The following is a 24919-nucleotide window of genomic DNA, read 5'->3' as shown; positions in this document are numbered from 1 at the left end:
GAGCTGCTGCGCACAATGCTCGGCGAATAAGGCCTGGCGGCAGGTGGGTCCGTGCTCCAGGATGATCGCCATGACGACACCTGAGCGTACCGAACCGGCTCTCGCCGCAGATGAACGCACCATGCTGGACGGCTGGCTCGACTACCACCGGGCCACGTTGGAAGTGAAATGCGCGGGGCTCGACGACGAGCAGCTGCGCACGGCGTCGGCGCCACCCTCCACGCTGAGTCTGCTCGGCCTGGTGCGGCACATGGCCGAGGTCGAGCGGCACTGGTTCCCGGTGGTCATGGCCGGCGAGGAGCCCGCGCCGATCTACTACTCCAAGGAAGAGCCCGACCGCGACTTCGATGTCACCGAGGCCGACACCTGGGCCGAGGGGTACGCCACCTGGCAGGCCGAGATCGCGCGGGCCAGGCAGGCGGTCGCGGGACGATCGCTGGATGAGCTCTCGGTGGGGAAAGACCGCCGCACCGGGGAGCTGTTCAATCTGCGCTGGATCTATACACACATGATCGAGGAGTACGCGCGGCACAACGGCCATGCCGACCTTCTCCGTGAGCGGATCGACGGCGCGACCGGCGAGTGACCGACGGCTCCCTCGTCACCCTTGTGGGCCATTGTCTGCGCGTACGACGGTGAACGCGGGCCGCGCACAGCAGAGTTGGCCAGGTGCACCGAACGAGAACAACCGTCCTGGCCGGGATGGCCGCCTTCGCCCTGTCCGGCTGCGTCGTGCTGACCGGATGCGTGGCCGTGGAGCCGCGGCCCGCGCCCGCACCACCGCTGCCGCCGCCGGGGAGCGGCCGTCCGGCGCAGATCGTGGGGCCGCAGCGGGTACCGGACCCGGCGCGGGAGGCCCTCGCGCCCCCGGCGGCCGAGAAGACCGCGCCGCCCGCCGCCATCGAGGACGCCCCGCGCAAGCCGTCGAGACCGGGGCCCGCGAAACCCGCCACCGCGAAGCCGGCAGCCCGGCCTCGCGACATGCCCGCGCGCCCTGCACGGCCCACGAAGCCTGTGGCGCCGGTGCCCGTCGGCGTCCCCCCTGGCGTCTGTGCGCTGAGCGAGGACTACGGCCACTGGCGCCCCGGCAGCACCGAAGCCAGGATCTGCCGGGAGGTCTACGGAAATTGACTTAATCCCCCCGCAGCCGCACCTCCAGACGCTCGATCGCGGCCCTGACGCCGTTGCCGTATCCGTCGTCCCCCAGGGCGTCCGTCGCCGCGCGAGCCCGGTCGAGATGGACCCGCGCGGCCTCGGGGTGCTGGAGCTTCACATAGTCGGCGGCGAGGTTGAGGTGGAGCGAGGGGTAGAAGGCACGCACCTCGTGCGCCGTCTCGCGCCGGGCCGGCCGCTCCTCGCTCAGCCCGTCCGCCGCGGCCAGCGCCCGCAGATCCCAGGCGAGCTCGTCACCGGGGTCGTCCTGGGTGTCCGCCATGTAGTGCGCCAGGGTGCAGCGGTGCAGCGCATCACCGGCCTCACCGATCTCCGACCAGATCGCGCCGAAGCGATTGCGGGCCTCCTCACGGTCTCCGCCGTGCAACAGCATGATCGCCTGCCCGATCCGGGTGGTGACGGCGTCCCCCAACGCCTCCGGCTGCTCCCTCACTGCGGCCTCCCACGTCCGTGCGGCGATTGCGCGAAATGCGACGATTCACGGATCACGACGCTAGCCGCAGCCCGTGACAATGCCGCACAGGCTCGGGCACGGGCCCGAGCCTGTCAGCCGGGTGCGCGAACGCTCAGCCGAGGTTCGGGATCCGCCAGTCGATGGGCTGGTGGCCCTGGGCGGCGACTGCCTCGTTGATCTGCGTGAATGGGTGCGAGCCGAAGAACTTCTTCGCGGACAGGGGCGAGGGGTGGGCGCCCTTCACCACCACATGCCGCGTCTCGTCGATCAGGGGCAGCTTCTTCTGCGCGTAGGCGCCCCAGAGCACGAACACCGCGGGGTCGGGCCGCGAGGCCACGGCGCTGATCACGGCGTCCGTCACCTTCTCCCAGCCCTTGCCCTTGTGGGAGTTGGCTTCGCCGGCCCGCACCGTCAGCACGGCGTTGAGCAGCAGGACACCCTGCTCGGCCCACGGCATCAGATAGCCGTTGTCCGGGATGGGGTGGCCCAGCTCCGCCTGCATCTCCTTGTAGATGTTCCGCAGGGAGGGCGGGGTCTTGACGCCCGGCCGCACGGAGAAGCAGAGGCCGTGCCCCTGCCCCTCTCCGTGGTACGGGTCCTGGCCGAGAATCAGGACCTTGACGCGGTCGTACGGTGTCGCGTCGAGGGCGGCAAAGACCTCCTCGCGCGGCGGATAGACCGGCCCCTTGGCCCGCTCCTCCTCGACGAACTCGGTGAGCTCCTTGAAGTAGGGCTTCTGCAGCTCTTCGCCGAGGACGCCGCGCCAGGACTTGGGCAGCATGTCGGTGTCGGTCACGTCAACAACCTCCGGAATGGGACCAGTTCTCGGGAAAAGAACCTACCGGGGGCCACTGACAACGGGGTCTACCAGCTGGCCTTGCGGTACAGCTGCCACATCTGCATGAACGTCTGCGGGTTGATCGCGAGTTCGCCGCCGCCGATCTCCTCGCTGGAGGCGACGTACATCTTGCCCTGCCACAGGGGCAGCAGCCGAACGTCGTCGCCGAAGATCTCCTGTGCCCGTTCGAACTGCTTGCTGACCGCACCGCGGTCGCTCTCGCGCCGGGACGCGGGCAGCAGCTGGTCGGTGATCTCGGGGCTCTCGTACGGCATGCTGAGCGCGTTGTTCTTGCCGACGAACGGCGCCACAAAGTTGTCCGGGTCCGGGAAGTCGGGGAACCAGCCGCGTCCGAAGACGGGGTACTCGCCGGCCTGGTAGGCCTTCCTGAAGTCCTTCTCCGGCTTGCCCTCCACCGTGATCTTGAACAGGCCGGTGGCGTCGAGCTGCCGCTTGAGCTCGTCGAACTCGGCCTTGGAGGCGGAGCCGTAACGGTCGGAGGAGTACCCGAACATCAGCGGCACCGGCTTGGTGATACCGGCGTCCTTGAGGATGGCCCGCGCCTTGTCCACGTCCGGCTCGCCGTAGCGGTCGAAGAACTCGGTGGTGTGGCCGGAAATGCCCTTGGGGACCATGGAGTACAGCGGCTCGGCCGTGCCCTGGTAGACCTTGCCGACCAGCGCGCCGCGGTCGACGACCTGGGCGATCGCCCGGCGTACGGCGAGCTTGCCCGCCATCGGGTCCTTGGAGTTGAAGACGAGGTAGCGGATGTCGGCGCCGACCGTCTCGACGAGCTGGAGGCCGTCGTACTCCGGCTGCTTCGACTGAAACTTCACGACCTCCTGCGCGGTGAGACCGCGGTAGATCGTGTCGATCTTCTTCTTCTTGAGCTCTCCGACCATCACGTCGGAGTCCTGGAAGTAGCGGATGCTGACGGCTTCGTTCTTGAGCTTCGCGAACCCCTCGTACTTGGAGTTCTTGGTCAGCTCGGCCCGGTCGCCCTTCTTGTACGAACTCAGGACGTACGGCCCCGAACCGGTCAGCCCGCCGTCCTCGCGGAGCTTGTCCGCCGGGTATTCCTTGGGCGGGACGACAGCCATGGCGGGCGTGGCGAGGATGAACGGGAAGGTGGCGTCAGGAGTCTTGAGGCTGAACTTGACGATGCGGTCCCCGGCGGCCTCGACCTTGTCGAGCGAGCCGAGCAGACCGTTGGGGCCACCCTTCGCATCGATCTTCCGGATACGATCGATGGAGTACTTGACCGCCGCGGCGTCGAGCTTGTCGCCGTTGGAGAAGGTCAGGCCAGGCTTCAGTTCGCACTCGAAGAGCTTGTTGCTGGCATCAGTGAAGCGGCAGGACTTCGCGGCGTCGGGCTGCGGCGCCGCGCTGCCGGACGGGAAGCTCACCAGCGTCTGGAAGACATTGCTCAGCAATTCCCATGAGCCGTCCCAGGCTGCGGCCGGATCGAGGGTCGTGGGCTCACTCATCGTACCGACCGTAATCTTCTGCTCGCGCTCGGTGCTCTCACCCGAAAACAGGCTGCATCCGGCCAGCAGAGATATGGACGCTAGGGCTGCAGTGGCCTGCAGGCAGGTCCGGTAGAACACGTGCACGCTCCTCGTTCAGCCATGGGTCGGCCGACCATACCGCAGCGCCCTGCCGGGTCAATCTGATGGCCCGGCAGGGCACTTGACACATTCAGGAACAAAAGGGTCCAGGGGGCTCAGTGCACCCCGGCATTGAGGAAGATACCCCCGTCGACGACCAGCGTCTGCCCCGTGATCCAGTCCGATTGGTCAGAAGTCAAAAAAGCCGCCGCTCCGCCGATGTCCTCGGGCACACCGAGGCGCGCGAGCGGGTAGGCCGCGGCCGCCTCTTCCTCCCTGCCCTCGTACAGGGCCTTGGCGAACTTGGTCTTGACCACTGCCGGTGCGATCGCGTTGACCCGGACACCCGGCGCGAACTCGTGCGCCAGCTGCAGGGTCAGGTTGATCATCGCCGCCTTGCTCATGCCGTAGGAACCGATGAAGGGCGAGGGAGAGAGACCGGCGACGGACGCGATGTTCACGATCGCACCGCCGTTCTCCTTCTGCCAGGCCTTCCAGGTCTGCTGGGCGAAGCCGAGCGCCGAGATCACGTTGGTCTCGTACACCTTGCGCGCCACGTTCAGGTCGAGCTCGGCCATCGGCGAGTAGACCGGGTTCGTCCCGGCGTTGTTGATCAGGAAGTCGACGCGGCCGAAGGCCTCCATGACCTGCTCCACGACGGCCGCCTGGTGGGCCTCGTCGTGGGCCTTGCCCGCGACGGCGATCACCCGGTCGGCGCCGAGCTTCTCCACGGCCTCCTTGAGCGCGTCCTCACCACGGCCGGTGATGCACACCCGGTCGCCGCGGGCGACGAGCGCCTCGGCGACGCCGTAGCCGATGCCACGGCTCGCGCCGGTGATCAGCGCGACCTTTCCGCTGTCCTGTACCTCTGCGGTCATGTCCGTCGTCTCCCGATTCAGTTGAGCGGTCCGCCGGCCACGTACATGACCTGGCCGGAGACAAAGCCGGCCTGGTCGCCCGTGAAGAAGGCGATGGCGTTGGCGATGTCCTCGGGGAACCCGACGCGCGCGACCGGGATCTGGGTGGCGGCAGCGGCCTGGAACTCCTCGAAGCCCATGCCGACGCGGGCGGCCGTCTGGGCCGTCATCTCGGTGACGATGAAGCCGGGGGCGACGGCGTTGGCGGTGATGCCGAACTTGCCGAGCTCCTTGGCGAGGGTCTTGGTGAAGCCCTGCAGACCGGCCTTGACGGCGGAGTAGTTGGCCTGGCCGCGGTTACCGAGCGCCGAGCTGGAGGAGAGCGAGACGATACGTCCGAATCCGGCGTCCACCATGTACTTCTGGCAGGCCTTGGCCATCAGGAACGCGCCCTTGAGGTGCACGTTCATCACGGTGTCCCAGTCGGACTCGCTCATCTTGAAGAGCAGGTTGTCGCGGAGCACGCCCGCGTTGTTGACGAGGATCGTCGGCGCGCCGAGCTCGGCGGCGACGCGCGCGACGGCGGCCTCCACCTGGGCGCTGTCGGAGACGTCGCAGCCCACGGCGAGGGCCCTGCCCCCGGCCGCGGTGATCTTCTCGACGGTGTCCTTGCAGGCCGCCTCGTCGAGGTCGAGTACGGCTACGGCGCGGCCCTCGGCCGCCAGTCGTACCGCGGTGGCTGCGCCAATGCCGCGCGCAGCCCCGGTCACGACGGCGACACGCTGCTCGGTGGTGGACATGCTGGTTCTCCTCGCCCTTGGATGCGGCTCACCCGGCACGTCCCACGTCCCAGGGATGAGCGACCGCTTAGTACCTTCAGCAGACGTGACGCTAGAAGCCCTGGCACCCGGTGTCAACGGCCCACCGGGTGCGCCCCGTCACTCACGGAATCACTTACCGGACGAGCAGGTCGAGCAGCCTCTCCACCTCGGCCTGTGGATCGGAGGTCAGTCCCGTGTGCACGGGGCCCGGCTGTACGACGGTCGAGCGCGGCGCGATCAGCCAGCGGAAGCGGCGTCCCGCGTCGTCGCGCGCCGCCTGGCCTGCGTCCTCGCCGCCTCGGCAGACACCCTCGACGGCCCGCAGGGCTGCGCGTACCCCCGTCACATCGGCACGCGGGTCGAGGGCCTTGAGTTTCCCCTCGTCGAGATACGTACGGGCGGCGACGAAGGACTTGGCACGGCAGTAGACCACCACACCGGCGTTGAAACACTCACCGCGCTCGACCCGCGGCACCACACGCAGCAGCGCGTACTCGAAGACATCACGCCCGCTGACATCACGCTCGCTCACTGGCCCGCGTCCTTCGTGCTCTTCGTCGGGTGCGGCCACGGGGTCGGACGCCCGGTCAGCCAGCCGGGTGCCTGCGAGGGCCGGGGCCTGGAGGGCGCGCTCAGCGAGATCCGCTCATGGATCGTCGCCGCGCGGGGCAGCAGCGCCTCGACATAAGCCCTGCGCACCGCGTCGGTGGTCCCGAAACCCGGCTCGTCGACCAGCCACTCGTCGGGGACGTCGTCGGCGACCTCGGTCAGCAGTTCCTCGGTGACCATCGGCGCGAGTTCGGCGGCGGCCGCGGCGATGTCCGGTTTGAAGGGCGCGAGGGCATGGTCGGATGCGTCGTACGGCTTGGCCGCCGATACCGCGGCGCCCGGCCAGTTGTGGTGCCAGATCATGGTGGCTCCATGGTCGATGAGCCACAGGTCGCCGTGCCACACCAGCATGTTGGGGTTGCGCCAGGAGCGGTCGACGTTGTTGATCAGCGCGTCGAACCAGACGACCTTGCCGGCCTCGGCGGCGTCCACCTCGTAGGCGAGCGGGTCGAAGCCGAGCGAACCGGGCAGGAAGTCCATCCCGAGGTTCAGCCCGCCGCTCGCCTTCAGCAGCTCCTGGACCTCCTGATCGGGCTCGCCGAGACCGATGACGGGGTCGAGCTGGATGGTGACCAGCTCGGGGACCCGCAGACCGAGCCGCCTGCCGAGCTGTCCGCAGATGACTTCGGCGACCAGGGTCTTGCGGCCCTGTCCCGCTCCGGTGAACTTCATGACGTACGTGCCGAGATCGTCGGCCTCGACGATGCCGGGAAGCGAGCCGCCTTCACGCAGGGGCGTGACATAGCGGGTCGCTGTGACTTCGGAAAGCATTGCCCCACAGTACTTCCGGGCGGGCCGGGTGATCGCTCGGAATTCACTTGTCATGGCCTGCGCGAACATGCCAACGATGCCCCATGGCCGACGACACGCAAGACCTCATGGATACCCAGGACTTCCCCCGGCAGTACGCCCGCACCCGGCGTTTCTCGCTCGGTGTGCCGCGGCACTTCACCGTCTCGCCCGACGGCTCGCGCGTGCTGTTCGTACGCAGCACGGGCGGACAGGACCGCGTCAGCAGGCTGTGGCTGTACGTCGACGGACAGGAGCGCTTACTCGCCGACCCCCTCACGCTCGGCGTCGAAGCGGATGTGCCAGAGGCGGAGAAGGTCCGGCGGGAGCGCGCCAGGGAGACCTCCTCGGGTCTGGTGTCGTACGCGACTGACAGCGCGGCCCTGATGGTGGCCTTCGCGCTGGGCGGCGAGCTGTGGACCGTACGGACGGACGGCGGCGCCCCGCGGTCAATCGCCACCGCGGGCCCGGCGTTCGATCCGCGGCCTTCGCCGGACGGGGACCGGATCGCGTACGTCTGTGGGGGCGCGCTCCATGTCGTACGGGCCGACGGCAGCGACGACCGGCTGCTGGCCGCGCCCGAGGGTCCCGAGGTGACCTACGGGCTCTGCGACCATGTGTCGGCCGAGTCGATCCACCGGACGCGCGGGCACTGGTGGTCGCCGGACGGGGACGCGCTGCTGGTCGCCCGAGTGGACACCTCACCGGTGCGGCGCTGGTACATCGCGGACCCGGCGAATCCGGAGAAACCGCCGGTATCGCTGCCGTATCCGGCGGCGGGGACGGCGAACGCCGAGGTGTCGATGCACATCGTGCGCCTCGAAGGACCGGAGATGGTGGCGGTCGAGGTCCCTGAGGCGGCGGGCGAGCAGCACGTCGCCTCTCGGTGGACCGACCCGACCTTCGAGTACGTCACGGCGGCGAGCTGGGACGGCCACGGCCCGCTGATCTCCGTGCAGACCCGCGACCAGCGCTCGGTGTACGTCCTGGCCGTGGACCCCGCGACCGGGGCGACCAAGGCGCAGCATCGCGCCCACGATCGGGCATGGGTGGATCTGATGCCGGGCACTCCGGTCCGCCTCCCCTCGGGCACCCCCGTGATCCCCTGGTGCTGCTCGGACACGCACGGGCTGCGGATCGGGGACGCCTTCACCCCGGACGGACTTGAGGTCCGCGAAGTTGTCGGCACGGTCGGCGAGCGCGTCTTCTTCACCGCGAGCGAGGATCCGACCGAGATCCATGTCTGGTCCCACGACCCGGACGCGGGCTTCGTCCGGGTCAGCGAGGGACCCGGCGTCCACACCGCCCACGTCGGAGGCGACACCGTCGTCCTGGACAGCGGGACGGACGAGGGGCAGACGGTGACCGTGCTGCAGAGCGGCAAGCCCGTCGGGCAGATCGCCGTGCTCGCCGAGAAGCCACTGGTCACGCCCCGGCCGGTGTTTCTCACACTCGGGGAGCGTGAACTGCGCAGCCAGCTCTTCCTGCCCTCGTGGCACGAGCCGGGTTCGGGAAAGCTGCCCTTGCTCCTCAACCCGTACTCAGGAGCCGGCATCCAGTTGGTGGTGCATGGGCGCGGTTGGTGGTCGGCCGTGTCGCAGTGGTTCGCCGAGCAGGGTTTCGCCGTGCTTGTCACGGACGGCCGCGGCACCCCCGGCCGGGGCCGCGCCTGGGCGAAGGCGATTCAGGGCGACCGGCTTAGGCCCGTACTCGAGGACCAGATCGACGCGCTGCACGAGGCGGCCTCGCGCCATCCGGATCTGGACCTGGACGCGGTGGCGATCCGCGGCTGGTCCTATGGCGGCTATCTGGCGGCGGGCGCGGTGCTGCACCATCCGGAGATCTTTCACGCCGCGGTCGCGGGCGCCGCCCCCACCGACCGCAGGCTCTACGACACGCACTGGGAAGAGCGGTTCCTCGGCCACCCGGACGTGCAGCCCGAGAACTACGAACGCAGCTCGCTCGTCCCGTACGCCCACAAGCTGACCCGCCCGCTGCTGCTGGTGCACGGCGTCGCCGACGACAACGTGGTCTTCGCACACATGCTGCGCTTCTCGTCGGCGCTGCTCGCGGCCGGCCGCCCGCATACGGTTCTGCCGCTCTCGGGAGCCACCCATCTGGTCACTCAGGAGGACCAGGCCGCCAACCTGATGCTGCTCGAGACGGCCTTTCTGAAGAAATCCTTGAATTCCCCGAGTATCTGAACGTGCCGCGCCGCCCACTCGTACACCATCAAGAACCGGCCGTTGCGCGGGGGCCGGACAGGGACCGTTGAGAGGGAGCCATCATGACCGGATCGCAGGGTTCTGCGCGGAACATGACACGCCGTGCCGTCGTCGCCGCGGCGGGCGGGGCCGGTCTCGCCGTCGCGCTGACCGCGTGCGGCAGCTCGGACGACGGCAGTACGTCGGTGGCCGACAAGCCGGCGGGCGGGGCGGGCGCCGGGGGCGGCAAGGAGATCGCCAAGATCGCGGACATTCCCGAGGGCGGGGGCAAGGTCATCGGCGATGTGGTTGTCACCCAGCCGAAACCCGGAGAGTTCAAGGCGTTCTCGTCCAAGTGCACCCACGCGGGCTGCGCGGTGAAGGACATCTCGAACGGCACCATCAACTGCCCTTGTCACGGGAGCCAGTTCAGCGCGGCGGACGGCAGCGTCACCAAGGGGCCCGCCACCAAACCGCTGCCCGCGGCCTCGATCACCGTCGACGGCGGCTCGATCAAGCTCGCGTAGCGGGGCGGGGCCGTTTCCAGCAGGACAGGACGTCGTCGGTCGTGGTGACCGTTGCGACCAGCGCGAGCGTGTTACGGACCATCGCGGGGGTGTAGTCGGCGGGCACCCCCGCGATGGCGTCCTGCGGAACCACCGCCGTATAGCCGAGGTTGACCGCGTCGAAGACGGCGTTGGGGATGGCGACATTCGCCGAGACCCCGGTGACGACGAGCGTGCGGCAGCCGAGATTGCGCAGCAGTGCGTCGACATCCGTGCCCGCGATCGGTGACAGGCCGTGCAGCCGCCGTACGACGAGATCCTCGTCCGCCACCTCTATCGGAGGCGCGATACGGACGGCAGTCGTACCGGGGTGCTGCTGTACGGGCAGCCGGGCGGCGGCGCGGAACAGCCGGGCGTTGTTGCTGGCGCCGCGCCCGTCGGGACGCCGCTCGGCGACCGCATGGAGCACCTGGACGCCCGTCTCATGAGCCCCGGCGACCAGCCGGGCGACCCGGTGGAGCGCGCCGGACGACCTGGCCTGCTCGGCGAGTTCGGGCAGCGCGCTGTCCACACCGACGACACCTTGCTGGCACTCGACGGTGAGCAGGACGGTGGTGGCCGGGTCGAGCTGCTCCGCGAGCTGTTCCAAGGACACCACAGCTTCCCCCTCATAGGGCTGGGACCGGGCGCGCGACAGTAACCGCCATTGCGCGAGGACGGAAGAGCCTCCATGATTTCTGACACACTGTCAGTTGCATTGGTCAGCTACGAGGGAGGGGCCGCGCATGGCCGTCACACAGCGCCGGGGCCGTCGCATCATGATGACGCCCGGCGAGCTGGACGAGTTCCTGGCCGGGCAGCGCACCTGCCGGGTGGCCACCGTGTCCGCGGACGGCCGTCCGCATGTCAGCGCTCTGTGGTTCGCCTGGGACGGGAGCTCGCTGTGGCTGTACTCCATCACCCGCAGCCGCCGCTGGACCGAACTGCGGGCCGATCCACGGATCGCGGTCGTGATCGACGACGGTGAGGAGTACGGGGAGCTGCGCGGCGTCGAGCTTTCCGGCACGGCCGTCTTCGTCGGCGAGGCACCGCGCAGCGGTGAGCCGTGCCCCGAACTGGACGTACCGGAAAGCCTGTTCGCGCGGAAGAACTTCGGCCTCGACGAGATGCCGCACGACGGCAGGCATGCGTGGCTGCGGCTGACTCCCGACGCGATCGCGTCGTGGGACTTCAGAAAGCTGTCGGGTAGCTGAGACGCCGGAGACGCTGTCAGCCGTCCGCATCCTCCCGGGCGCCCGCCTCGCGCAGCGCCGCGACCGCCGCCCTGATCGACGGTCGGCGGTCGGCGTCCGCCCGCCACACCGCGTAGATGTGCCTGAGCATCCGCTGCCGTACGGGTACCAGCCGCACCCTCTCGGGCACCCAGCCCCGCCCCAGCCTCGGCGTCACGCACACCCCGAGCCCCGCCTCGATGAGCGCCAGCTGTGTGTGGTGCTCCTCCGCCATGTGCGCGATCCGCGGCTCGAAGCCCTTCGAGCGCAGCGTGAACATCAGCCACTCGTAACAGAATTCGCCTTCCGGCCAGGACACCCACTCGTCCTCCGCGAACTCCTCCAGATCCACCTCGGTCCGGTCCGCCAGCGGATGATCCGCGGGCATGGCGACATCGGGGATGTCGTCGAGCAGATGAGCCTGGGCGAGCCCGCCGGGCATGGGCAGTCGTTTGTTGCTCCAGTCGAGGACCACGGCAAGGTCGAGGTCGCCCCTGACCACCTCCCTGATCGCCTGCTCGGGCTCCACCTCGCGTGAGTGCACGCGCAGTTCGGGGTGAGCAGAGCGCAGCGCGGTCAAGGCGGCAGGAAAGAGCCCGCGGGCGGCTGTCGGAAACGCCCCGATCCGCACCTCGCCGACGACCTGTCCGCGCTGTGCCTCGATGTCGGACTGGGCGAGCTCGACCTGGGAAAGGATGCGCGCGGCGTGGTCGGCGAGCAGCTGACCGGCGTCGGTGAGCCGGACTCCGCGTCCGTTCTTCGCGAGCAGTTGCTGGCCCACCTCCCGCTCCAGCTTCGCCATCTGCTGGGAGACGGCCGAGGTCGTCACATGCAGCCCGTCGGCCGCGCCGCTGACCGAGCCGTGGCGGGCCAGCGCGTCGAGTGTTCGAAGGCGCTCCAGATTCAACATGTAAGCAATGCTAATCGAAGGCTCCAAACAATTCTCGCTTGTCCTACGAGATCAGGGACGGGATCGTTGACGCCATGAGCACCGCTGCCCCCTCCAGAATCTCTTCGGCACCCACCCACACCCCTACCGGCTCCGCACGCCGCCGCGGCCTCGACTGGCGCATCCGGTTCGCGGTGCTCTCCACCGTCTGGGGCTTCAGCTTTCTCCTCATCAAGGTCGGCACCGGCGCGTACGCCCCCTTTCAAGTGACCTTCGGGCGGCTCTTCTTCGGTACGGCGGTGCTGGCCGTCGCGATGGCGGTCCGTCGGGACCGGCTGCCGCGCGGAATCCGCACCTGGATGCACCTCGCGGTGGCCGCCTTCCTGCTCAACGCGCTGCCGTTCTCACTCTTCGCCTACTCCGAGCTGACGATCCCCTCGACGCTCGCGGGGATCTGCAACGCCACCTCGCCGCTGTGGGGCATGGCCCTGTCGATGGTCGCCCTCTCCGAGGACCGGCCCACCCGCCGCCGGGTCGCCGGGCTCGGTATCGGCTTCCTCGGCGTGCTGACGGTGCTCGGTGCCTGGCAGGGCTTCTCGGGGCTCGACTTCGGCGGGACGGCGATGGCGCTTCTCGCCTCGCTGAGCTATCCGATCGGCTGGATCTATGTGCGGCGCACACTCGCCGGCAGCAGCCATTCCAACCTCTCGCTGACCGGTGCGCAGCTGCTGCTCGCCACGGTTCAACTCGCCGTCGTCACACCAATGTTCACCACACTGCCGACCTCCTTCCCGCTCGTCCCCCTGCTGGCGGTGATCGCGCTCGGCGCGCTGGGAACGGGCTTCGCGCTGCTCATGCAGTACGGCCTGGTCGCGGAGGTCGGTCCGACGACCGCGCAGATGGTCACGTACTTCATTCCGGTCATCGCGACGGCGGCGGGCGTCGCGGTGCTGGACGAGCAGCTCGGCTGGAACACTCCGGTCGGCGCGCTGATCGTCCTGGCGGGCGCGGCGCTGAGCCAGAGCAGGCCGAAGGTGCGCGCGGCGGCTCAGCCGTAGCTGCGCGCGGGTGCCGGGCCGGCCGCCGCGGCGACCGCGTCGGCGACCTGCCCGATCTCGTCCGTCGCCAGGCCCGAGACGGTGAGCCGTACGCCGGGCGGCGAGGACATCCTGAAGCGCGCTCCCGGCGCGACCGCCCAGCCCGCGCGCAGCAGCCGCGTCACGGCTCCGGTCTCGTCGGACACAGGCACCCAGACATTCATGCCGCTGCGGCCGTGGGCCTCGATACCGCGCTCGGCGAGAGCCTGGACGAGCGCGTCGCGGCGCAGTCCGTAGGAGCGGGCGACCTCACGGGGATCCACCGCACCGGACGTCCACAGCTGGACGACCGCGCGCTGCAGCAGCCTGCTGACCCAGCCGGGCCCGAGCCCCTGCCGGCCCATCACGCGGTCGACGGTGACGGCGTCGCCGGTGAGAACGGCTACGCGCAGATCCGGGCCGTACGCCTTGGCCGTGGAGCGGACGAGTGCCCAGCTGTCCGTCGGCCCCGCGAGGGGGTGCAGCGGCAGATCGACGATGGCGTGCCCGTGGTCGTCCTCGATGAGCAGAGTGTGGGGGAACTGGGCGAGCACCGCGCGCAGTTCACGCGCGCGGGCCTTGCTCACGGCGGCGCCGGTGGGGTTCTGGGCGCGGTCGGTGACGATGAGCGCCCTGGCTCCGCCGGCGAGCGCCTTGCGCACCTCGCCCGGCAGCGGCCCGTCGTCGTCGAGCGCCACCGGCACGGGCTTCAGTCCCAGCGCCGACACCAGATCCAGCAGGCTCCCCCAGCCGGGGTCCTCCACGGCGACGGCGTCACCGGGCTTGAGGTGGGCGGCGAGTACACGCTCGATGGCGTCCAGCGACCCCGACGTGACGGCGACCGGCCCGTCGGGCACCCCGTCGGCATCCATCCCCGCACGGGCGAGACGCCCGAACTCCGCGTCGACGGGGGCCTGTCCGTACAGGCCCGGCTCCTGGGCATTGCGCCGGGCCGCGGCGGCCAGCGCCTCATGCAGCGGGGGCAGCAGCGCGGGGTCCGGGTTTCCCTCGCCGAGGTCCCGCACGCCGGGGGGCGCTTCGACGCCGATGGTGCCGCGGGCGGTGCCGGCCGGGCGGGGCCGCACCCGGCTGCCCTTGCGTCCGGCTGTCTCGATCACCCCGCGCTCGCGCAGGGTCCGGTACGCGGACGCGACGGTATTCGGGTTGACGCCGAGCTCGGTCGCCAACTCCCGCATGGGCGGCAGCAGTTGTCCCGGCTCCAGGTCACCCGTGCCGACCCCGCGCTCGACGCTGGCGGCAATCTCCGATGCGCGGCGCCCTACGATCCGATAGTCTCCTAGCACAAACGAGATTATGCACTAGTGCAATGGAGAAGGCAATGCCGGACGCATACGAGCCGACCGACCGCACCGTCCCGACGCGCGCCAAGGAGCGTGCGGCGTACGACCGCGAGCAGGTCCACTCGATACTGGACGAGGCGTATGTCTGCCACCTAGGTTTCGTCCGCGACGGCGCGCCGGTCGTTCTGCCGACGCTGTACGCCCGCGTCGACGACCACCTCTACCTCCACGGCTCGACGGGCTCACGCCCCCTCCGCATGGCGGGCGAACCGGACCCGGGCCTCGCCGTATGCCTGACGGTCACCCATGTCGACGGGCTGGTCCTGGCCCGCTCGGCCTTCCACCACTCGATCAACTACCGCTCGGTCGTCGTCCACGGCACGGCCCACCCGGTCACGGACCCCGACGAGAAGCGCACGGCCCTGGACGCCCTGGTGGACCACGTGATCCCGGGCCGCTCGCTCGACTCGCGCCCGGCCAACCCCAAGGAGCTGGCGGCGACCGCGGTCCTGCGCCTGGACCTTACGGAGGTCTCGGCCAAGCTCCGCACGGGTGGCCCGAACGACGACCCGGAGGACGCGACGCTCCCGTACTGGACCGGAGTGGTGCCCGTGACCACGCACCGGGGAACCCCGATCCCGGCGGCGGACCTGGACGAGTCGATCGGCGTACCGGCCTACCTGACGCGGAGCTGACCCCTCAGCCCGCGGGGCGGGGGCGCCCCGCCCCCACCCCGGGCCCCTACCGCCGCCCCACCCGCGTCTCCGCCACCGCCAGCCCAGCCACCGCCGCCAGCAGCAGCGAGGTCCCGGCCACCGTCGCCCCCGTCAGCCGCTCGTCCAGCACCGTCACCGCGATGACCGCCGCGCTCACCGGCTCGAGCAACATGATCACCGAGACCGTCGCGGCCCGCACCACCGCCGCCCCGGCGAAGTAGAGGGCGTACGCAAACGCCGTCGGCACCGCCGCCACATAGGCCAGCAGCCACAGAACACGCCCCAGTTCCTCGGTGTGCGGCAGCAGCCCCTCCCCCAGCGCCATCGGCAGCAGCCCGACCGCTCCGATCGCGAACGCCCAGGCCGTCGTCGACAGCGAGTCGCCACCGCTCCCGCCACGTCCGAGCCACCGCGTCAGCAGGGTGATCGCCGCGTATCCGGCTGCGGAGAGCAGCGCGAGGGCTACACCCACCGGCCGTACCGTCCCGCCCTCGCCGCCGAGCACGAGCACGGACAGGCCGGCCAGTGCCCCCGTGACCGCGACGACACCGCCGCGCCCGAACCGCTCGCCCATCGTCAGCCGCGCACCCACCGCGATCAGCACGGGGCCCGCGCCCAGTGTGACGACCGTGCCGACAGCGAGCCCGGTCGCCTCGACGGCCGCGAAGTAGGCGCTCTGGAAGACGGTGAGGCCGATGCCCGTGGCCACGATCCGCAGCAGCCGACGACGCCGCGGTTCACCGGCCGCGGCACGGCGCACGGCAGCCGCAGTCCGCGCACGCAGCGCCAGCGCGCCCAGCAGCAGCACCAAGCCCCCGGCGCAGCGCCAGAACGACAGCGCGAGAGGACCGAGATCGCTCACCTGGAAGACCAGCGAGGCAGCCGCGCCCGCGGTCCCCCAGGCGACTCCGGCGAAGATCAGATAGAGGAGACTCCGCCCGACGGGCACAGGAGTCGGCAGCGGTGCCCGCACATGTGCGGGCACGCCGACAGCAGGAGTTGAGGAAATTTTCGACACGTGACTTCTCCGTGTGAAGAACGGGATGGCTGGTCGCTCGGCTCCGTCACGCGGGCAGCGACGAACCGCTCGGGGACACCCCGAGCCCGGTCTTCGTCAACGGCAGGCCGCCCGCGCTAGGCGGCAGGCGGCGGAAGTACGGTCGAATGCATGACCGGCACCCTACGGTGCGGCGTGCGGGGCCGACAACTGTCCCCCGGGGACTGCGGACTCGATGGGCCCACCCCCCGCGACCGGCCCCGACGGCGCCTTCGGAGCCTGTGACTGCGCGATGAACGCCCCCACCAGCACCACCGCACCGCCGAATATCTGCGGCGCCGAGAGATGCTCCCGCAGCAGCACCCACGCCAGCACGGTCGCGATGACCGCCTCCAGGCAGGCCACGACGCCGGCCACCTGCGGCGAGAGCCTGCGCACCGACACGACCCCGGTGACGTACGCGAGCACCGTGGCGATCAGGACGATCCAGCCGAGGAGCAGCGCCGCGGGCACCTGCGTGCCGCCCATGTCCGCGCTCGCGCCGAGGAGCGAGAAGTCCATCCCCCACGGCCGCGCCACCAGCGTCAGCACAGCCGCGCCGATGAGCAGTCCGTACGCGATGACGCCCATCGGGTCGGCCGCGTCGTCACCGTCCCCGCCGTGGTCGGACAGGACGAAGTAGCCGACCTGGCAGCACGCGGCGGCCAGCGCCAGCAGCAGCCCGACCACGTCGAAGCCGACCCCCGACCACACCTCGACAACGCACGCGAGACCGGCGACGGCGAGAACGACGCCGAGGGCGGCGGCCCTGGTGACCGGCCTGCGCTGGACAAAGCGCACCCATCCCAGGACGAGCGCGGGCGCGAGATATTCGATGAGGAGCGCGACTCCGACCGGGATCCGGGAGATCGCCGCGAAATAGCAGGCCTGTACGCCAGCGACGGCGAGCAGCCCGAAGCCGACGAGCAGCGCGGGCCTGCGCAGCACGAGGTCACGGTGGCGCCAGGCCACCGGCAGCATGACGAGCGCGGATCCGGCCACGCGCAGCCACACCACATGCAGCGGGTCGAGACCCGCTTCGATCAGCGGCTTGGCCGCGACACCCGATCCACCGAACGCGAACGCCGAGCCCAGGGCGAGTCCCAGGCCGGCGTTTCTTCCCTCAGACGCCTGCATCGGGACATCATGACAGCGCACGACAGGACCGTCACCCCCGTGACGCATGTCGAGACGCCGCGCCCCGGTGCCGGTGTCCGGCGGTCAGCCGGCCGCCATCCGCCCGCTCAGAACCGCCGCGTCCACCCCGGCCCGCGCGAGCACCTCCACGGCCCGGCACTCCGGATCCGCGGCGAGGCAGGCGAGCAGATCGATGCCGGCGGCCCGCGCCCGGCCGCGCAGCTCGGCCCGCTGCAGTGCGCCCTCCATCGCGGCGGCGGCCGCGGGCGACCACCCCGACAGTTCGCCGTCCGTCTCGCGTACGACGGCAAGGGTGCCCGAGTCCTCCACCGAGCCCTGCCAGCGCAGGCCGTATCCGATGCTGCGCTGTACGAGATAGCCGAGGACGCGCGCGACCTGCGGCCCGCCGCCAAGTGCCGTCCGCACCTCGGGGTCCGACTCGATCAGTGAGTGCAGCAGATGCGCCGTGTCGATCTGACGGTCGCCGTCACGCAGGGCCCTGCGGCGCGCACCGGCGACCACCGAAACCAGCTCCGCGGTGAGCCGGGGATCGATGCCCGTACGGATGGCGGCGGGCTGCCGAGGCACCCGCGGGGTAGGGCTGTGCACATCTCCCACCCCATCAGCTCCGAAGTGCCCGGGCGTCCTCGCCGGGGCCCATTTGCACATCCCACGGAGGTTGGGCACGGGCGACCGGTTTCTCCTCCTCACGGATGAGATCGAGACACTTCTCCCCCAAGGGTGCGCGCCGCCTTGCCCGATGCAGATCTGACTGTTCATCAGTATTGAATGTTCGGGCAGGTCCGGCTACGTTCCGCGACACCGTAATCCGACATGGAGGGGTGGTCGTATGGCCGAAGTCAGTGCCGAAGCCCGGATCGAGGCGCCGGCCGAGAAGGTCTGGGCCCAGCTGACCGACTTCACCAGCTACGGCCAGTGGAACGCCACCCACACCAGCTTCCCCAAGGGCGGGCCGCAGACTCTGGAGCTGGGAGCCACCTACGACGAGAACATGAAGCTCATGGGATTCCCGGCCGAAGTCGCCTGGACCGTGGACGAGTTCGAGGCCGGCCGGGTGCTGGGAATCAAGGGCAAGGGACCGATGGGCGTCAGCGTCGGCAACCGCTACACGCTCACGCCGGACGGGAACGCCACACAGGTGCGCATCGACGGGGAGTTCACCGGCGCCGCCGTGTCGCTGATGGCGGGCAAGCTGAAGGACTCGGCGACGGCCGCGCTCAACGAGTCGCTGCGCAAGCTGGGCGGGCTGGTCACCTGACGCCCGAAGGACAACAGGCGAGACCACAGAACACACGGGAAGGGCCCCGCGCTCGCGCACGGGGCCCTTCTCGCGCCGTGAGTCAGTGCTCGTCGGCAAGGATCAGATAGAGCTTCTTACGGGCTTCGTTGATGACGGCGACGGCCTTCTGCCGCTGCTCGGTACTGCCGGTCTTCCAGACCTGGCCGAAAGCCTCCATCAGACCGAACCCGGCCTGACGGATCTCGTTGACCGTGTCCCAGTCGACCCCGCGCCCGGCCTCTTCCCACGGGGCCTCCGGCCCCGACTCGGCCTCGGTGCGCCCGGCATCGGTGAGCGTGAACAGCTTCTTGCCGCCCTCGGTCTCGTTGGTGATCAGGCCTTCGTCCTCGAGCAACTGGAGCGTCGGGTAGACCGAGCCCGGGCTGGGCCGCCAGGCCCCTCCGCTGCGCTCGCCGATCTCCTGGATCATCTCGTAACCGTGCATCGGCCGGTCCTTCAGCAGCGCCAGGATCGAGGCACGCACATCTCCGCGCCGCGCCCTTCCCCGACCGCCCCCGCGACCGCGTCCGCCCCCGAAGGGACCGCCGAACGGCGGCCCGAACGAACCGAACGCCGCGCGCCGCCCCTCGAAGTCGCCCCGACCCTGATGGCCGGGCCCGCAGTGCCCATGTCCCTGACCGTGTTCGTGTCCCTGTCCATGTGAACGCATCGCTACGCTCCTTCCATCGTTGATCTGTCGCGATGCGTCAACGATATATCGGAATGTGTCGGCTGGCAACACCCAATCGGTCCAGCAACTTCGAATTGGCCTTGGCCTGCGGCTTCGTGGCGCCTCTACGGTCGCGGGATGCGGATTCGAATCGTCGACGCCTTCACCGACCGTCCCTTCACCGGCAACCCCGCCGGAGTCCTCCTGCTGGACTCCGACCGGTTCCCCGACGACACCTGGCTTCAGTACGTGGCCAGGGAGGTGAACCACGCCGAGACGGCCTTCGCCCACCCGCTCCCGGCAGGCGGCGATGCGGACTGGGCGCTGCGCTGGTTCACACCTGCCACCGAGGTCGACATGTGCGGCCACGCCACGCTGGCCACGGCCCATGTGCTGCACACCACCGGCGCCGCCACGGGCACGGTGCGCTTCGCGGCACGCTGCGGCATCCTGTCCGCCACCGCCGACCCGAGCGGCACGATCACGCTCGACTTCCCCACCGCGACGCTCACGCAGCTGAAGATCCCGGACGGAGTCGCCGAGGCGCTCGGCGCCGACGTTCTCTCGGCGCACGACACGGGCCCGGACATCGGCGATCTGCTCGTCGAGCTGGCCGACGAGCAGGCCGTGCGCTCACTGACCCCGGACATCCGTGCCCTGGTCGACCACTCGGAGCGCGGCATCATCGCCACGGCGGCCGCCGCGGACCCGGCGAACGGCTATCACTTCGCCTCGCGCTGTTTCTTCCCGCGGGTCGGCATCGACGAGGACCCGGTGACCGGCAGTGCCCACACGGCACTCGCGCCGTTCTGGTCGGCCCGGCTGGGGCGCACCGAGCTGACCGGGCTGCAGGCATCCGCCCGTACCGGCCTGGTCCGTACCTCCGTGCGCGGCGAGCGCACCCGGCTGACCGGCCATGCCGTCACCGTCATCGACGGCGAGCTGCTCTCCGCACCCTGATCCGCGAGCGCACATCTCGATGGGGCGTACGCATCGGCCGTACGCCCCAGCTCCGCACCTCGCTCACGGCGTGGGCAGCCACCCCACCTTGCCCGCCAGCAGCCCGTATCCGACGAAGGCCACGATGTCGAGCAGCGCATGCGCCGCCACCAGCGGCCCGACCCGCCCCCACCGCCGGTAGAGCAGCACGAACAGCACGCCCATCACCATGTTGCCGACGAACCCGCCGACGCCCTGGTAGAGGTGGTACGAGCCGCGCAGCACCGAGCTCGCCACCAGCGCGGCCATCGGGCTCCAGCCCAACTGCCCCAGCCTGCGGAGCAGATATCCGACGACGATCACTTCCTCCAGTACGGAGTTCTGGATCGCCGAGAGAATCAGTACCGGGTACTTCCACCAGACCTCCGGCAGCGACTCGGGCACCACCGTGAGGTTGAACCCGAGGGCTCGCGTCGCCAGATAGAAGGCCAGCCCGGCTCCCCCGATCCCCGCCGCGACGAGTGCGCCGCGCCCGAGATCGCTCCATGGCCTGCTCCGGTCGAAGCCGATCGACCGCAGCCCGGCGCCTTCCCGGAACAGGAAATGCGCGACGAGCAGAACAGGCACCAGAGCCGTCGCGATGTCGAAGAGCTGCCAGGCGAGATCGAGCCATGGCCGCCCCGGGGCGAACGACCCGTTCAGCGTCGCCGCCTGCTGCTTCAGGCTGCCCGGTTTCGTCAGCGATCCGACAAAGCTGATCAGCGCCGACACCGCGCTCGCACCCAGTGAGAGCGCCAGCACGAGCAGTGTCTCGGACCGCAAGATCCTTCGCGACATGCCCTCTTGAGGAAGAGAATCAGCCACGCGTCCCGCCTCCGCCTGCACACCTGCCTCCAGTTGAGTAATCCCGTCTCATCCCCATCCTCGCCCCGCTAGGGTCTCGAATACAGGTACGAAGATCGCGCGCGACAGGCCGGGGGACAAGCGTCATCGAGATGACGCGGTCCCCTTTTCCTTGCTCATCGCTCGAAGAGGGGCACCACCGCATGGGACGTCACAGCTTGCCCGACGGCGAGGCGAGGGACGGAGGCAGGTCCCGTCCACGCGTACGCAGGCGCACGACCGCCATCGCCACGATGCTCGTTCTCGCCGTTGCGGCGGGGGCGGGCATCGCGGCACAGAGCGGTCTGCTCTCCTTCGCCACGTCGTGCGAGGACTCCGCGGTACACCTGGACATCGTCGCCTCGCCCGACATAGCGCCCGCCGTGCGCGAGGTCGCCGACCGCGCCCGCAAAGAGCGGATCCGATCCGACGGCCAGTGCATGGACGTACGCGTCACCGCGCGCGAGAACAACCAGGTCACCCAGGAACTCGCCGCGGGCAGGGCCGAGCCCGGCTACGAGGTGTGGCTGCCCGACTCCACCGTCTGGGCCGAGCGCGCCAAAGCGCTCACGGAGAGGGTCCCGCTCACACCGGCCGGCAATGTCGCCGTCTCCCCCGTCGCCCTGGCCACGGTTCACTCGACGGGCTCCGCCCTCGGCTGGCCCAAAAGGACGTACACCTGGGCACAGCTGACGCAGGCCGCCACCGCGACGGACAGGGTGCGCCTCGGCTCCGCCGACCCGTACCGCAGCGCGACCGGGCTGCTTGCGCTCACCAGCGTCGCCCAGTCCGTGGGGAAGGCGGGCGGCCCGGATGCCGACACCAAGGTCGCCGCCACCGCCAAACTCCTGTCGCAGCGTGTCTCGGACGCGGACGCCAAGGTGGTGGGCACCCTGGCGCCCGGTGAATCCGGCAAGGGTGGCAGCGCCCCCCGGAGCAACCAGGCCGTGTATCTCTCCGAGCAGGCCGCATTCGCGTACAACTCAGCCACCCGCGACAGCGCACGCGACCTCGACCTCTTCTATCCCAAGGACGGCGCGCCCCAGCTGGACTATCCGTACAACCTGGTCGACGAGAGCCGGCTGAGCACCGACGAGGGCCGGGCCGCCACGCGCTTCTTGGGGTTGCTGAGTGAGACGGAGTCCCGGCGGACCCTGGCGGTGCACGGCTTCCGCGCCGCCGACGGCACGTTCGAGGAGTCGGTCGTGCGCATCGCCGGCGGCCGTGTGCCGCAGCCCTACGCCCCGTCCGCGGCCATGGCCCAGCCGCTGCCGACGGACGCCCTGCAGGAGACGCTGGGCACGTGGACCATCACCGTGCAGAGCGCCCGTCTCACCACGGTCGTCGATGTCTCGGGATCCATGCAGCAGCCTGTGCCGGGCCGTGAACCGGAGAGCCGGCTCGATGTCACCAAGGCGTCCCTGCTGCAGGCACTCGGCCAGTTCACACCGCAGGACGAGATCGGGCTGTGGGAGTTCGCGACCGGCCTCGACGGCCCGAACGACTACCGCAAGCTCGTGCCGACGGCCCGGCTCGATGCCCCCGCCAAGGGCGAGGGCACCCAGCGTGCCCGGCTCGCCAAGGCATTCAAGGCGCTCACTCCCGTCCCGGACGGCGCGACCGGTCTGTACGACACGACGCTCGCCGCCTACAAGGAGGCCCGGGCGACCTATGCGAAGGGCAAGTTCAACGCCCTCGTCCTGCTCACGGACGGCTCCAACCAGGACCGCTTCAGCATCTCCCGCAGTGAGCTGATCTCCCGGCTCAAGGAGCTCACCGACCCCGATCGTCCGGTGCCCCTGATCGCGATCGCGGTCGGCCCCGACGCCGATCAGGCGGAGGTCGACGAGATCGCCAAGGCGACGGGCGGCGCCGGTTACCAGGTCAGCGATCCCGTGGAGATCCAGGGCGTGATCCTGAAGGCGATCATGGCGGTCGGGCAGACGGGGCGCACCGCGACTCAGCAGTGAGTCCCGCCCAGGGGTCGGCTCGCCGAGGAGGCGGACCGCCCAGGACGTTGACCGCCCAGCAGTGAGGCGCCCGCCCAGGACGGGGTCCGCTCAGGAGCGGGACCCGGGGAAGCCGACCGGCCAGGTGTGCACCGGCTCGCCCAGGTGCATCAGCTCGCAGTAGCGACGGGTGGTGGCCGCGAGCGCGGCCTCCCGTTCGAGACCGGCCTCCAGCGCGCGGTGATACGTGTCTGCCTGCCAGGTGGCCCCGTTCACGCGCCGCCTGCACCGCTCCTCGATGACGCCGAGGTAGAAGTCGCGGTCGGCGGGCTCGACGTTCCACGCGTCGAGCCCTGCCGCGGCGAGCGGCAGCAGTTCGTCCCGTACGAGCTTGACGGCCGGAACCGTGGTGATGCCGCCCGCCCGGCCCGGGCGCGGCCACTGGAGTTCCGTCTCGATGCCATGGCGGCACGCGGTGTCGAAGTTCTCGGCCGCGGCGGAGAAGGGCAGTTTGCTCCACACCGGCCTGGCCTCCTCGGCGAGCGCGCGCACCAGCCCGTAGTAGAAGGCGACATTGGCGATCACGTCGGTGACCGTGGGGCCGGCCGGGAGGACGCGGTTCTCGACCCGCAGATGAGGTACGCCGTCGACGACCCCGTACACCGGGCGGTTCCATCGGTAGACGGTTCCGTTGTGCAGCACGAGCTCCTGGAGCCTGGGGACCCCGCCTTCGTCGAGCACCCGCAGCGGGTCCTCCTCCTCGTCGCAGATGGGCAGCAGGGCGGGAAAGTAGCGCAGATTCTCCTCGAAGAGGTCGTACGCCGAGCTCACCCAGCGCTCGCCGAACCAGGTCCGTGGCCGGACCCCCTGAGCCTGCAGTTCGGGCGGTCGGGTGTCGGTGGCCTGCTGGAACAGGGGCGGCCGCGACTCGCACCACAGTTCCCTGCCGAACAGGAAGGGGGAGTTGGCGCCGACGGCGACCTGGACGGCGGCCACCGCCTGCGCGGCGTTCCACACATCCGCGAATCTCGCGGGCGTCACCTGGAGGTGCAACTGCACGGACGTACAGGCGGCTTCGGGCGCTATGGACGCCGAGGTGCAGGTCAGCCGCTCCACGCCTTCGATGTCGAGCGCGAATTCCTCGCCGCGTGCCGCGACGATCTGATCGTTGAGAAGTGTGTACCGGTCGACGTCCGAGAGGTTCGCGGAGACGAGGTCGTCCTGGGCGAGCGTCGGAAGAATTCCGATCATGACGATGCCCGCGCCGAGTTCTACAGCCTTTCGGTGGGCGTATCCGAGACCGGTGCGCAACTCCTCTGCCAGCTGGTCGAGAACCCGCCCGCTCAACCGGTGCGGAACAATATTTACTTCCAGGTTGAACATTCCGAGCTCGGTCTGGAAATCCTGGCTTGCGATTCGCTCGAGCACTTCCGCATTCATCATCCGTGGCAGCCCGTCGGCACCCGCGAGATTGAGCTCGATCTCAAGGCCCATGAGATTCTTGGGCCGGTCGAACCTCTTCTCGGCCAGCAGCCTCCCCAGTCCCGCGAGGCACTGCTGCAACTTCCTCCGGTACTTTTGCCGATCGGACAGGTGAAACCCGCCTGCCACGACCTTCTCCCCCATCGAAGCGTCCCTCCTCGAGTGGGCACCACGCAGCACCAGCCGATCACGTCACGGTCGATAATGCCCACACTGACTGATCCATAACGCCCCATGCGCGGTCCGCTGCCGGTAGGGTGTGCGAAGTGGCCGAGCGGCACATTCCCTCGGCATGATGCAGTTTGCAGTTTCCGCTGCCCGATGCATGGTGAAAAACACCGACTGGTTTCAGCCTACCGTGCTGACACTAGAACCCCAGGCCGTGGCTCTGCCCCTTCAAGGAATCGGCAGAT

Annotated in this window: 26 protein-coding genes; 10 read left to right on the top strand and 16 right to left on the bottom strand. The window is 69.9% G+C overall.

What is annotated here, in order from left to right:
• Nucleotides 1-70 precede the first annotated feature (70 nt).
• Together OHA61_RS33755 and OHA61_RS33750 are read left to right on the top strand one after the other, a co-directional pair.
• Nucleotides 71-586: a DinB family protein gene (locus OHA61_RS33755; RefSeq protein WP_406306199.1), complete on the top strand. Its 516-nt coding sequence runs from the start codon at nucleotides 71-73 to the stop codon at nucleotides 584-586.
• 83 nt (nucleotides 587-669) lie between these two features.
• Nucleotides 670-1131 (top strand): hypothetical protein, encoded by a 462-nt coding sequence (locus OHA61_RS33750; protein WP_406306197.1) that lies wholly within the window; start codon nucleotides 670-672, stop codon nucleotides 1129-1131.
• A gap of 1 nt (nucleotide 1132) precedes the next feature.
• Here OHA61_RS33750 and OHA61_RS33745 read toward each other — a convergent pair whose 3' ends face one another.
• The 7 genes from OHA61_RS33745 to OHA61_RS33715 form a co-directional block, all read right to left on the bottom strand.
• Nucleotides 1133-1546: a hypothetical protein gene (locus OHA61_RS33745; RefSeq protein WP_406307573.1), complete on the bottom strand. Its 414-nt coding sequence runs from the start codon at nucleotides 1544-1546 to the stop codon at nucleotides 1133-1135.
• A 193-nt stretch (nucleotides 1547-1739) separates the two neighbouring features.
• On the bottom strand, nucleotides 1740-2423 hold the full coding sequence (locus OHA61_RS33740; protein WP_406306196.1) for a uracil-DNA glycosylase: 684 nt from the start codon (nucleotides 2421-2423) through the stop codon (nucleotides 1740-1742).
• A gap of 68 nt (nucleotides 2424-2491) precedes the next feature.
• Nucleotides 2492-4072 carry an ABC transporter substrate-binding protein gene (locus tag OHA61_RS33735; RefSeq protein ID WP_406306195.1) on the bottom strand — a complete coding sequence of 527 codons (1581 nt, stop codon included), beginning with the start codon at nucleotides 4070-4072 and terminating at the stop codon, nucleotides 2492-2494.
• A gap of 116 nt (nucleotides 4073-4188) precedes the next feature.
• Nucleotides 4189-4950, bottom strand: a complete 762-nt coding sequence (locus OHA61_RS33730) for an SDR family oxidoreductase (protein ID WP_406306194.1) — start codon at nucleotides 4948-4950, stop codon at nucleotides 4189-4191.
• Nucleotides 4951-4967: 17 nt separating this feature from the next.
• A complete protein-coding gene (gene fabG, locus OHA61_RS33725) occupies nucleotides 4968-5729 on the bottom strand; it encodes a 3-oxoacyl-ACP reductase FabG (RefSeq protein ID WP_406306193.1) in 762 nt (253 codons plus the stop codon).
• 154 nt (nucleotides 5730-5883) lie between these two features.
• A complete protein-coding gene (locus OHA61_RS33720; protein WP_406306192.1) occupies nucleotides 5884-6282 on the bottom strand; it encodes a DUF3037 domain-containing protein in 399 nt (132 codons plus the stop codon).
• Nucleotides 6279-7130, bottom strand: a complete 852-nt coding sequence (locus OHA61_RS33715) for a HipA family kinase (RefSeq protein ID WP_406306191.1) — start codon at nucleotides 7128-7130, stop codon at nucleotides 6279-6281. Before OHA61_RS33715 ends, OHA61_RS33720 begins: the two co-directional genes overlap by 4 nt.
• Before the next feature lie 83 nt (nucleotides 7131-7213).
• Between OHA61_RS33715 and OHA61_RS33710 the strand changes: the two genes are divergently transcribed.
• A complete protein-coding gene (locus OHA61_RS33710; RefSeq protein ID WP_406306190.1) occupies nucleotides 7214-9352 on the top strand; it encodes a prolyl oligopeptidase family serine peptidase in 2139 nt (712 codons plus the stop codon).
• Between the two features lie 83 nt (nucleotides 9353-9435).
• On the top strand, nucleotides 9436-9879 hold the full coding sequence (locus OHA61_RS33705) for a Rieske (2Fe-2S) protein (RefSeq protein WP_324975694.1): 444 nt from the start codon (nucleotides 9436-9438) through the stop codon (nucleotides 9877-9879).
• On the opposite strand, the gene OHA61_RS33700 is transcribed toward OHA61_RS33705, so the two are convergent.
• Nucleotides 9866-10516: a cysteine hydrolase gene (locus OHA61_RS33700; RefSeq protein ID WP_406306189.1), complete on the bottom strand. Its 651-nt coding sequence runs from the start codon at nucleotides 10514-10516 to the stop codon at nucleotides 9866-9868. The genes OHA61_RS33705 and OHA61_RS33700 overlap by 14 nt on opposite strands.
• Before the next feature lie 127 nt (nucleotides 10517-10643).
• Between OHA61_RS33700 and OHA61_RS33695 the strand changes: the two genes are divergently transcribed.
• The gene (locus tag OHA61_RS33695; RefSeq protein ID WP_406306188.1) at nucleotides 10644-11111 is read left to right on the top strand and encodes a pyridoxamine 5'-phosphate oxidase family protein; all 468 of its coding nucleotides are present in this window, start codon (nucleotides 10644-10646) and stop codon (nucleotides 11109-11111) included.
• Nucleotides 11112-11127: 16 nt separating this feature from the next.
• Here OHA61_RS33695 and OHA61_RS33690 read toward each other — a convergent pair whose 3' ends face one another.
• On the bottom strand, nucleotides 11128-12039 hold the full coding sequence (locus OHA61_RS33690) for a LysR family transcriptional regulator (RefSeq protein ID WP_406306187.1): 912 nt from the start codon (nucleotides 12037-12039) through the stop codon (nucleotides 11128-11130).
• Nucleotides 12040-12113: 74 nt separating this feature from the next.
• Between OHA61_RS33690 and OHA61_RS33685 the strand changes: the two genes are divergently transcribed.
• Nucleotides 12114-13076 (top strand): DMT family transporter, encoded by a 963-nt coding sequence (locus OHA61_RS33685; protein WP_406306186.1) that lies wholly within the window; start codon nucleotides 12114-12116, stop codon nucleotides 13074-13076.
• Here OHA61_RS33685 and OHA61_RS33680 read toward each other — a convergent pair.
• The gene (locus OHA61_RS33680) at nucleotides 13067-14398 is read right to left on the bottom strand and encodes an aminotransferase class I/II-fold pyridoxal phosphate-dependent enzyme (protein ID WP_406306185.1); all 1332 of its coding nucleotides are present in this window, start codon (nucleotides 14396-14398) and stop codon (nucleotides 13067-13069) included. The genes OHA61_RS33685 and OHA61_RS33680 overlap by 10 nt on opposite strands.
• 23 nt (nucleotides 14399-14421) lie before the next feature.
• Between OHA61_RS33680 and OHA61_RS33675 the strand changes: the two genes are divergently transcribed.
• Nucleotides 14422-15090, top strand: coding sequence for a pyridoxamine 5'-phosphate oxidase family protein (locus OHA61_RS33675; RefSeq protein ID WP_406306184.1), 669 nt, complete (start codon nucleotides 14422-14424; stop codon nucleotides 15088-15090).
• A gap of 46 nt (nucleotides 15091-15136) precedes the next feature.
• Here OHA61_RS33675 and OHA61_RS33670 read toward each other — a convergent pair whose 3' ends face one another.
• The 3 genes from OHA61_RS33670 to OHA61_RS33660 form a co-directional block, all read right to left on the bottom strand.
• Nucleotides 15137-16120, bottom strand: coding sequence for a DMT family transporter (locus OHA61_RS33670; RefSeq protein WP_406307572.1), 984 nt, complete (start codon nucleotides 16118-16120; stop codon nucleotides 15137-15139).
• A gap of 171 nt (nucleotides 16121-16291) precedes the next feature.
• Nucleotides 16292-17284 carry an EamA family transporter gene (locus OHA61_RS33665; RefSeq protein ID WP_406306183.1) on the bottom strand — a complete coding sequence of 331 codons (993 nt, stop codon included), beginning with the start codon at nucleotides 17282-17284 and terminating at the stop codon, nucleotides 16292-16294.
• Between the two features lie 84 nt (nucleotides 17285-17368).
• A complete protein-coding gene (locus OHA61_RS33660) occupies nucleotides 17369-17893 on the bottom strand; it encodes a Clp protease N-terminal domain-containing protein (RefSeq protein WP_406306182.1) in 525 nt (174 codons plus the stop codon).
• Nucleotides 17894-18134: 241 nt separating this feature from the next.
• Between OHA61_RS33660 and OHA61_RS33655 the strand changes: the two genes are divergently transcribed.
• Entirely contained in the window at nucleotides 18135-18563 is a 429-nt protein-coding gene (locus OHA61_RS33655; RefSeq protein WP_266488483.1) for an SRPBCC family protein, read from the top strand.
• Nucleotides 18564-18645: 82 nt separating this feature from the next.
• Here the strand turns inward: OHA61_RS33655 and OHA61_RS33650 are convergent, their stop codons facing one another.
• Nucleotides 18646-19254 carry a PadR family transcriptional regulator gene (locus OHA61_RS33650; protein WP_324975720.1) on the bottom strand — a complete coding sequence of 203 codons (609 nt, stop codon included), beginning with the start codon at nucleotides 19252-19254 and terminating at the stop codon, nucleotides 18646-18648.
• 138 nt (nucleotides 19255-19392) lie between these two features.
• Here OHA61_RS33650 and OHA61_RS33645 point away from each other — a divergent pair, with 138 nt between their 5' ends.
• Nucleotides 19393-20214 (top strand): PhzF family phenazine biosynthesis protein, encoded by an 822-nt coding sequence (locus OHA61_RS33645; RefSeq protein ID WP_406306181.1) that lies wholly within the window; start codon nucleotides 19393-19395, stop codon nucleotides 20212-20214.
• Between the two features lie 63 nt (nucleotides 20215-20277).
• Here OHA61_RS33645 and OHA61_RS33640 read toward each other — a convergent pair whose 3' ends face one another.
• Nucleotides 20278-21078 carry a CPBP family intramembrane glutamic endopeptidase gene (locus OHA61_RS33640; RefSeq protein ID WP_324975725.1) on the bottom strand — a complete coding sequence of 267 codons (801 nt, stop codon included), beginning with the start codon at nucleotides 21076-21078 and terminating at the stop codon, nucleotides 20278-20280.
• 161 nt (nucleotides 21079-21239) lie between these two features.
• On the opposite strand from OHA61_RS33640, the gene OHA61_RS33635 reads away from it, so the two are divergent.
• Complete coding sequence (locus OHA61_RS33635; protein WP_406306180.1) at nucleotides 21240-23045, top strand: hypothetical protein; 1806 nt, start codon at nucleotides 21240-21242, stop codon at nucleotides 23043-23045.
• Between the two features lie 90 nt (nucleotides 23046-23135).
• On the opposite strand, the gene OHA61_RS33630 is transcribed toward OHA61_RS33635, so the two are convergent.
• Complete coding sequence (locus OHA61_RS33630) at nucleotides 23136-24650, bottom strand: glutamate-cysteine ligase family protein (protein ID WP_406306179.1); 1515 nt, start codon at nucleotides 24648-24650, stop codon at nucleotides 23136-23138.
• Between the last annotated feature and the right edge of the window lie 269 nt (nucleotides 24651-24919).

It is taken from the genome of Streptomyces sp. NBC_00885 (genome assembly GCF_045207475.1).
In the GTDB taxonomy this organism is placed as follows: Bacteria; Actinomycetota; Actinomycetes; order Streptomycetales; family Streptomycetaceae; genus Streptomyces.
The sequence above is the reverse complement of the archived record's forward strand: the minus strand, read 5'-3'. Positions and strand labels throughout refer to the sequence as shown.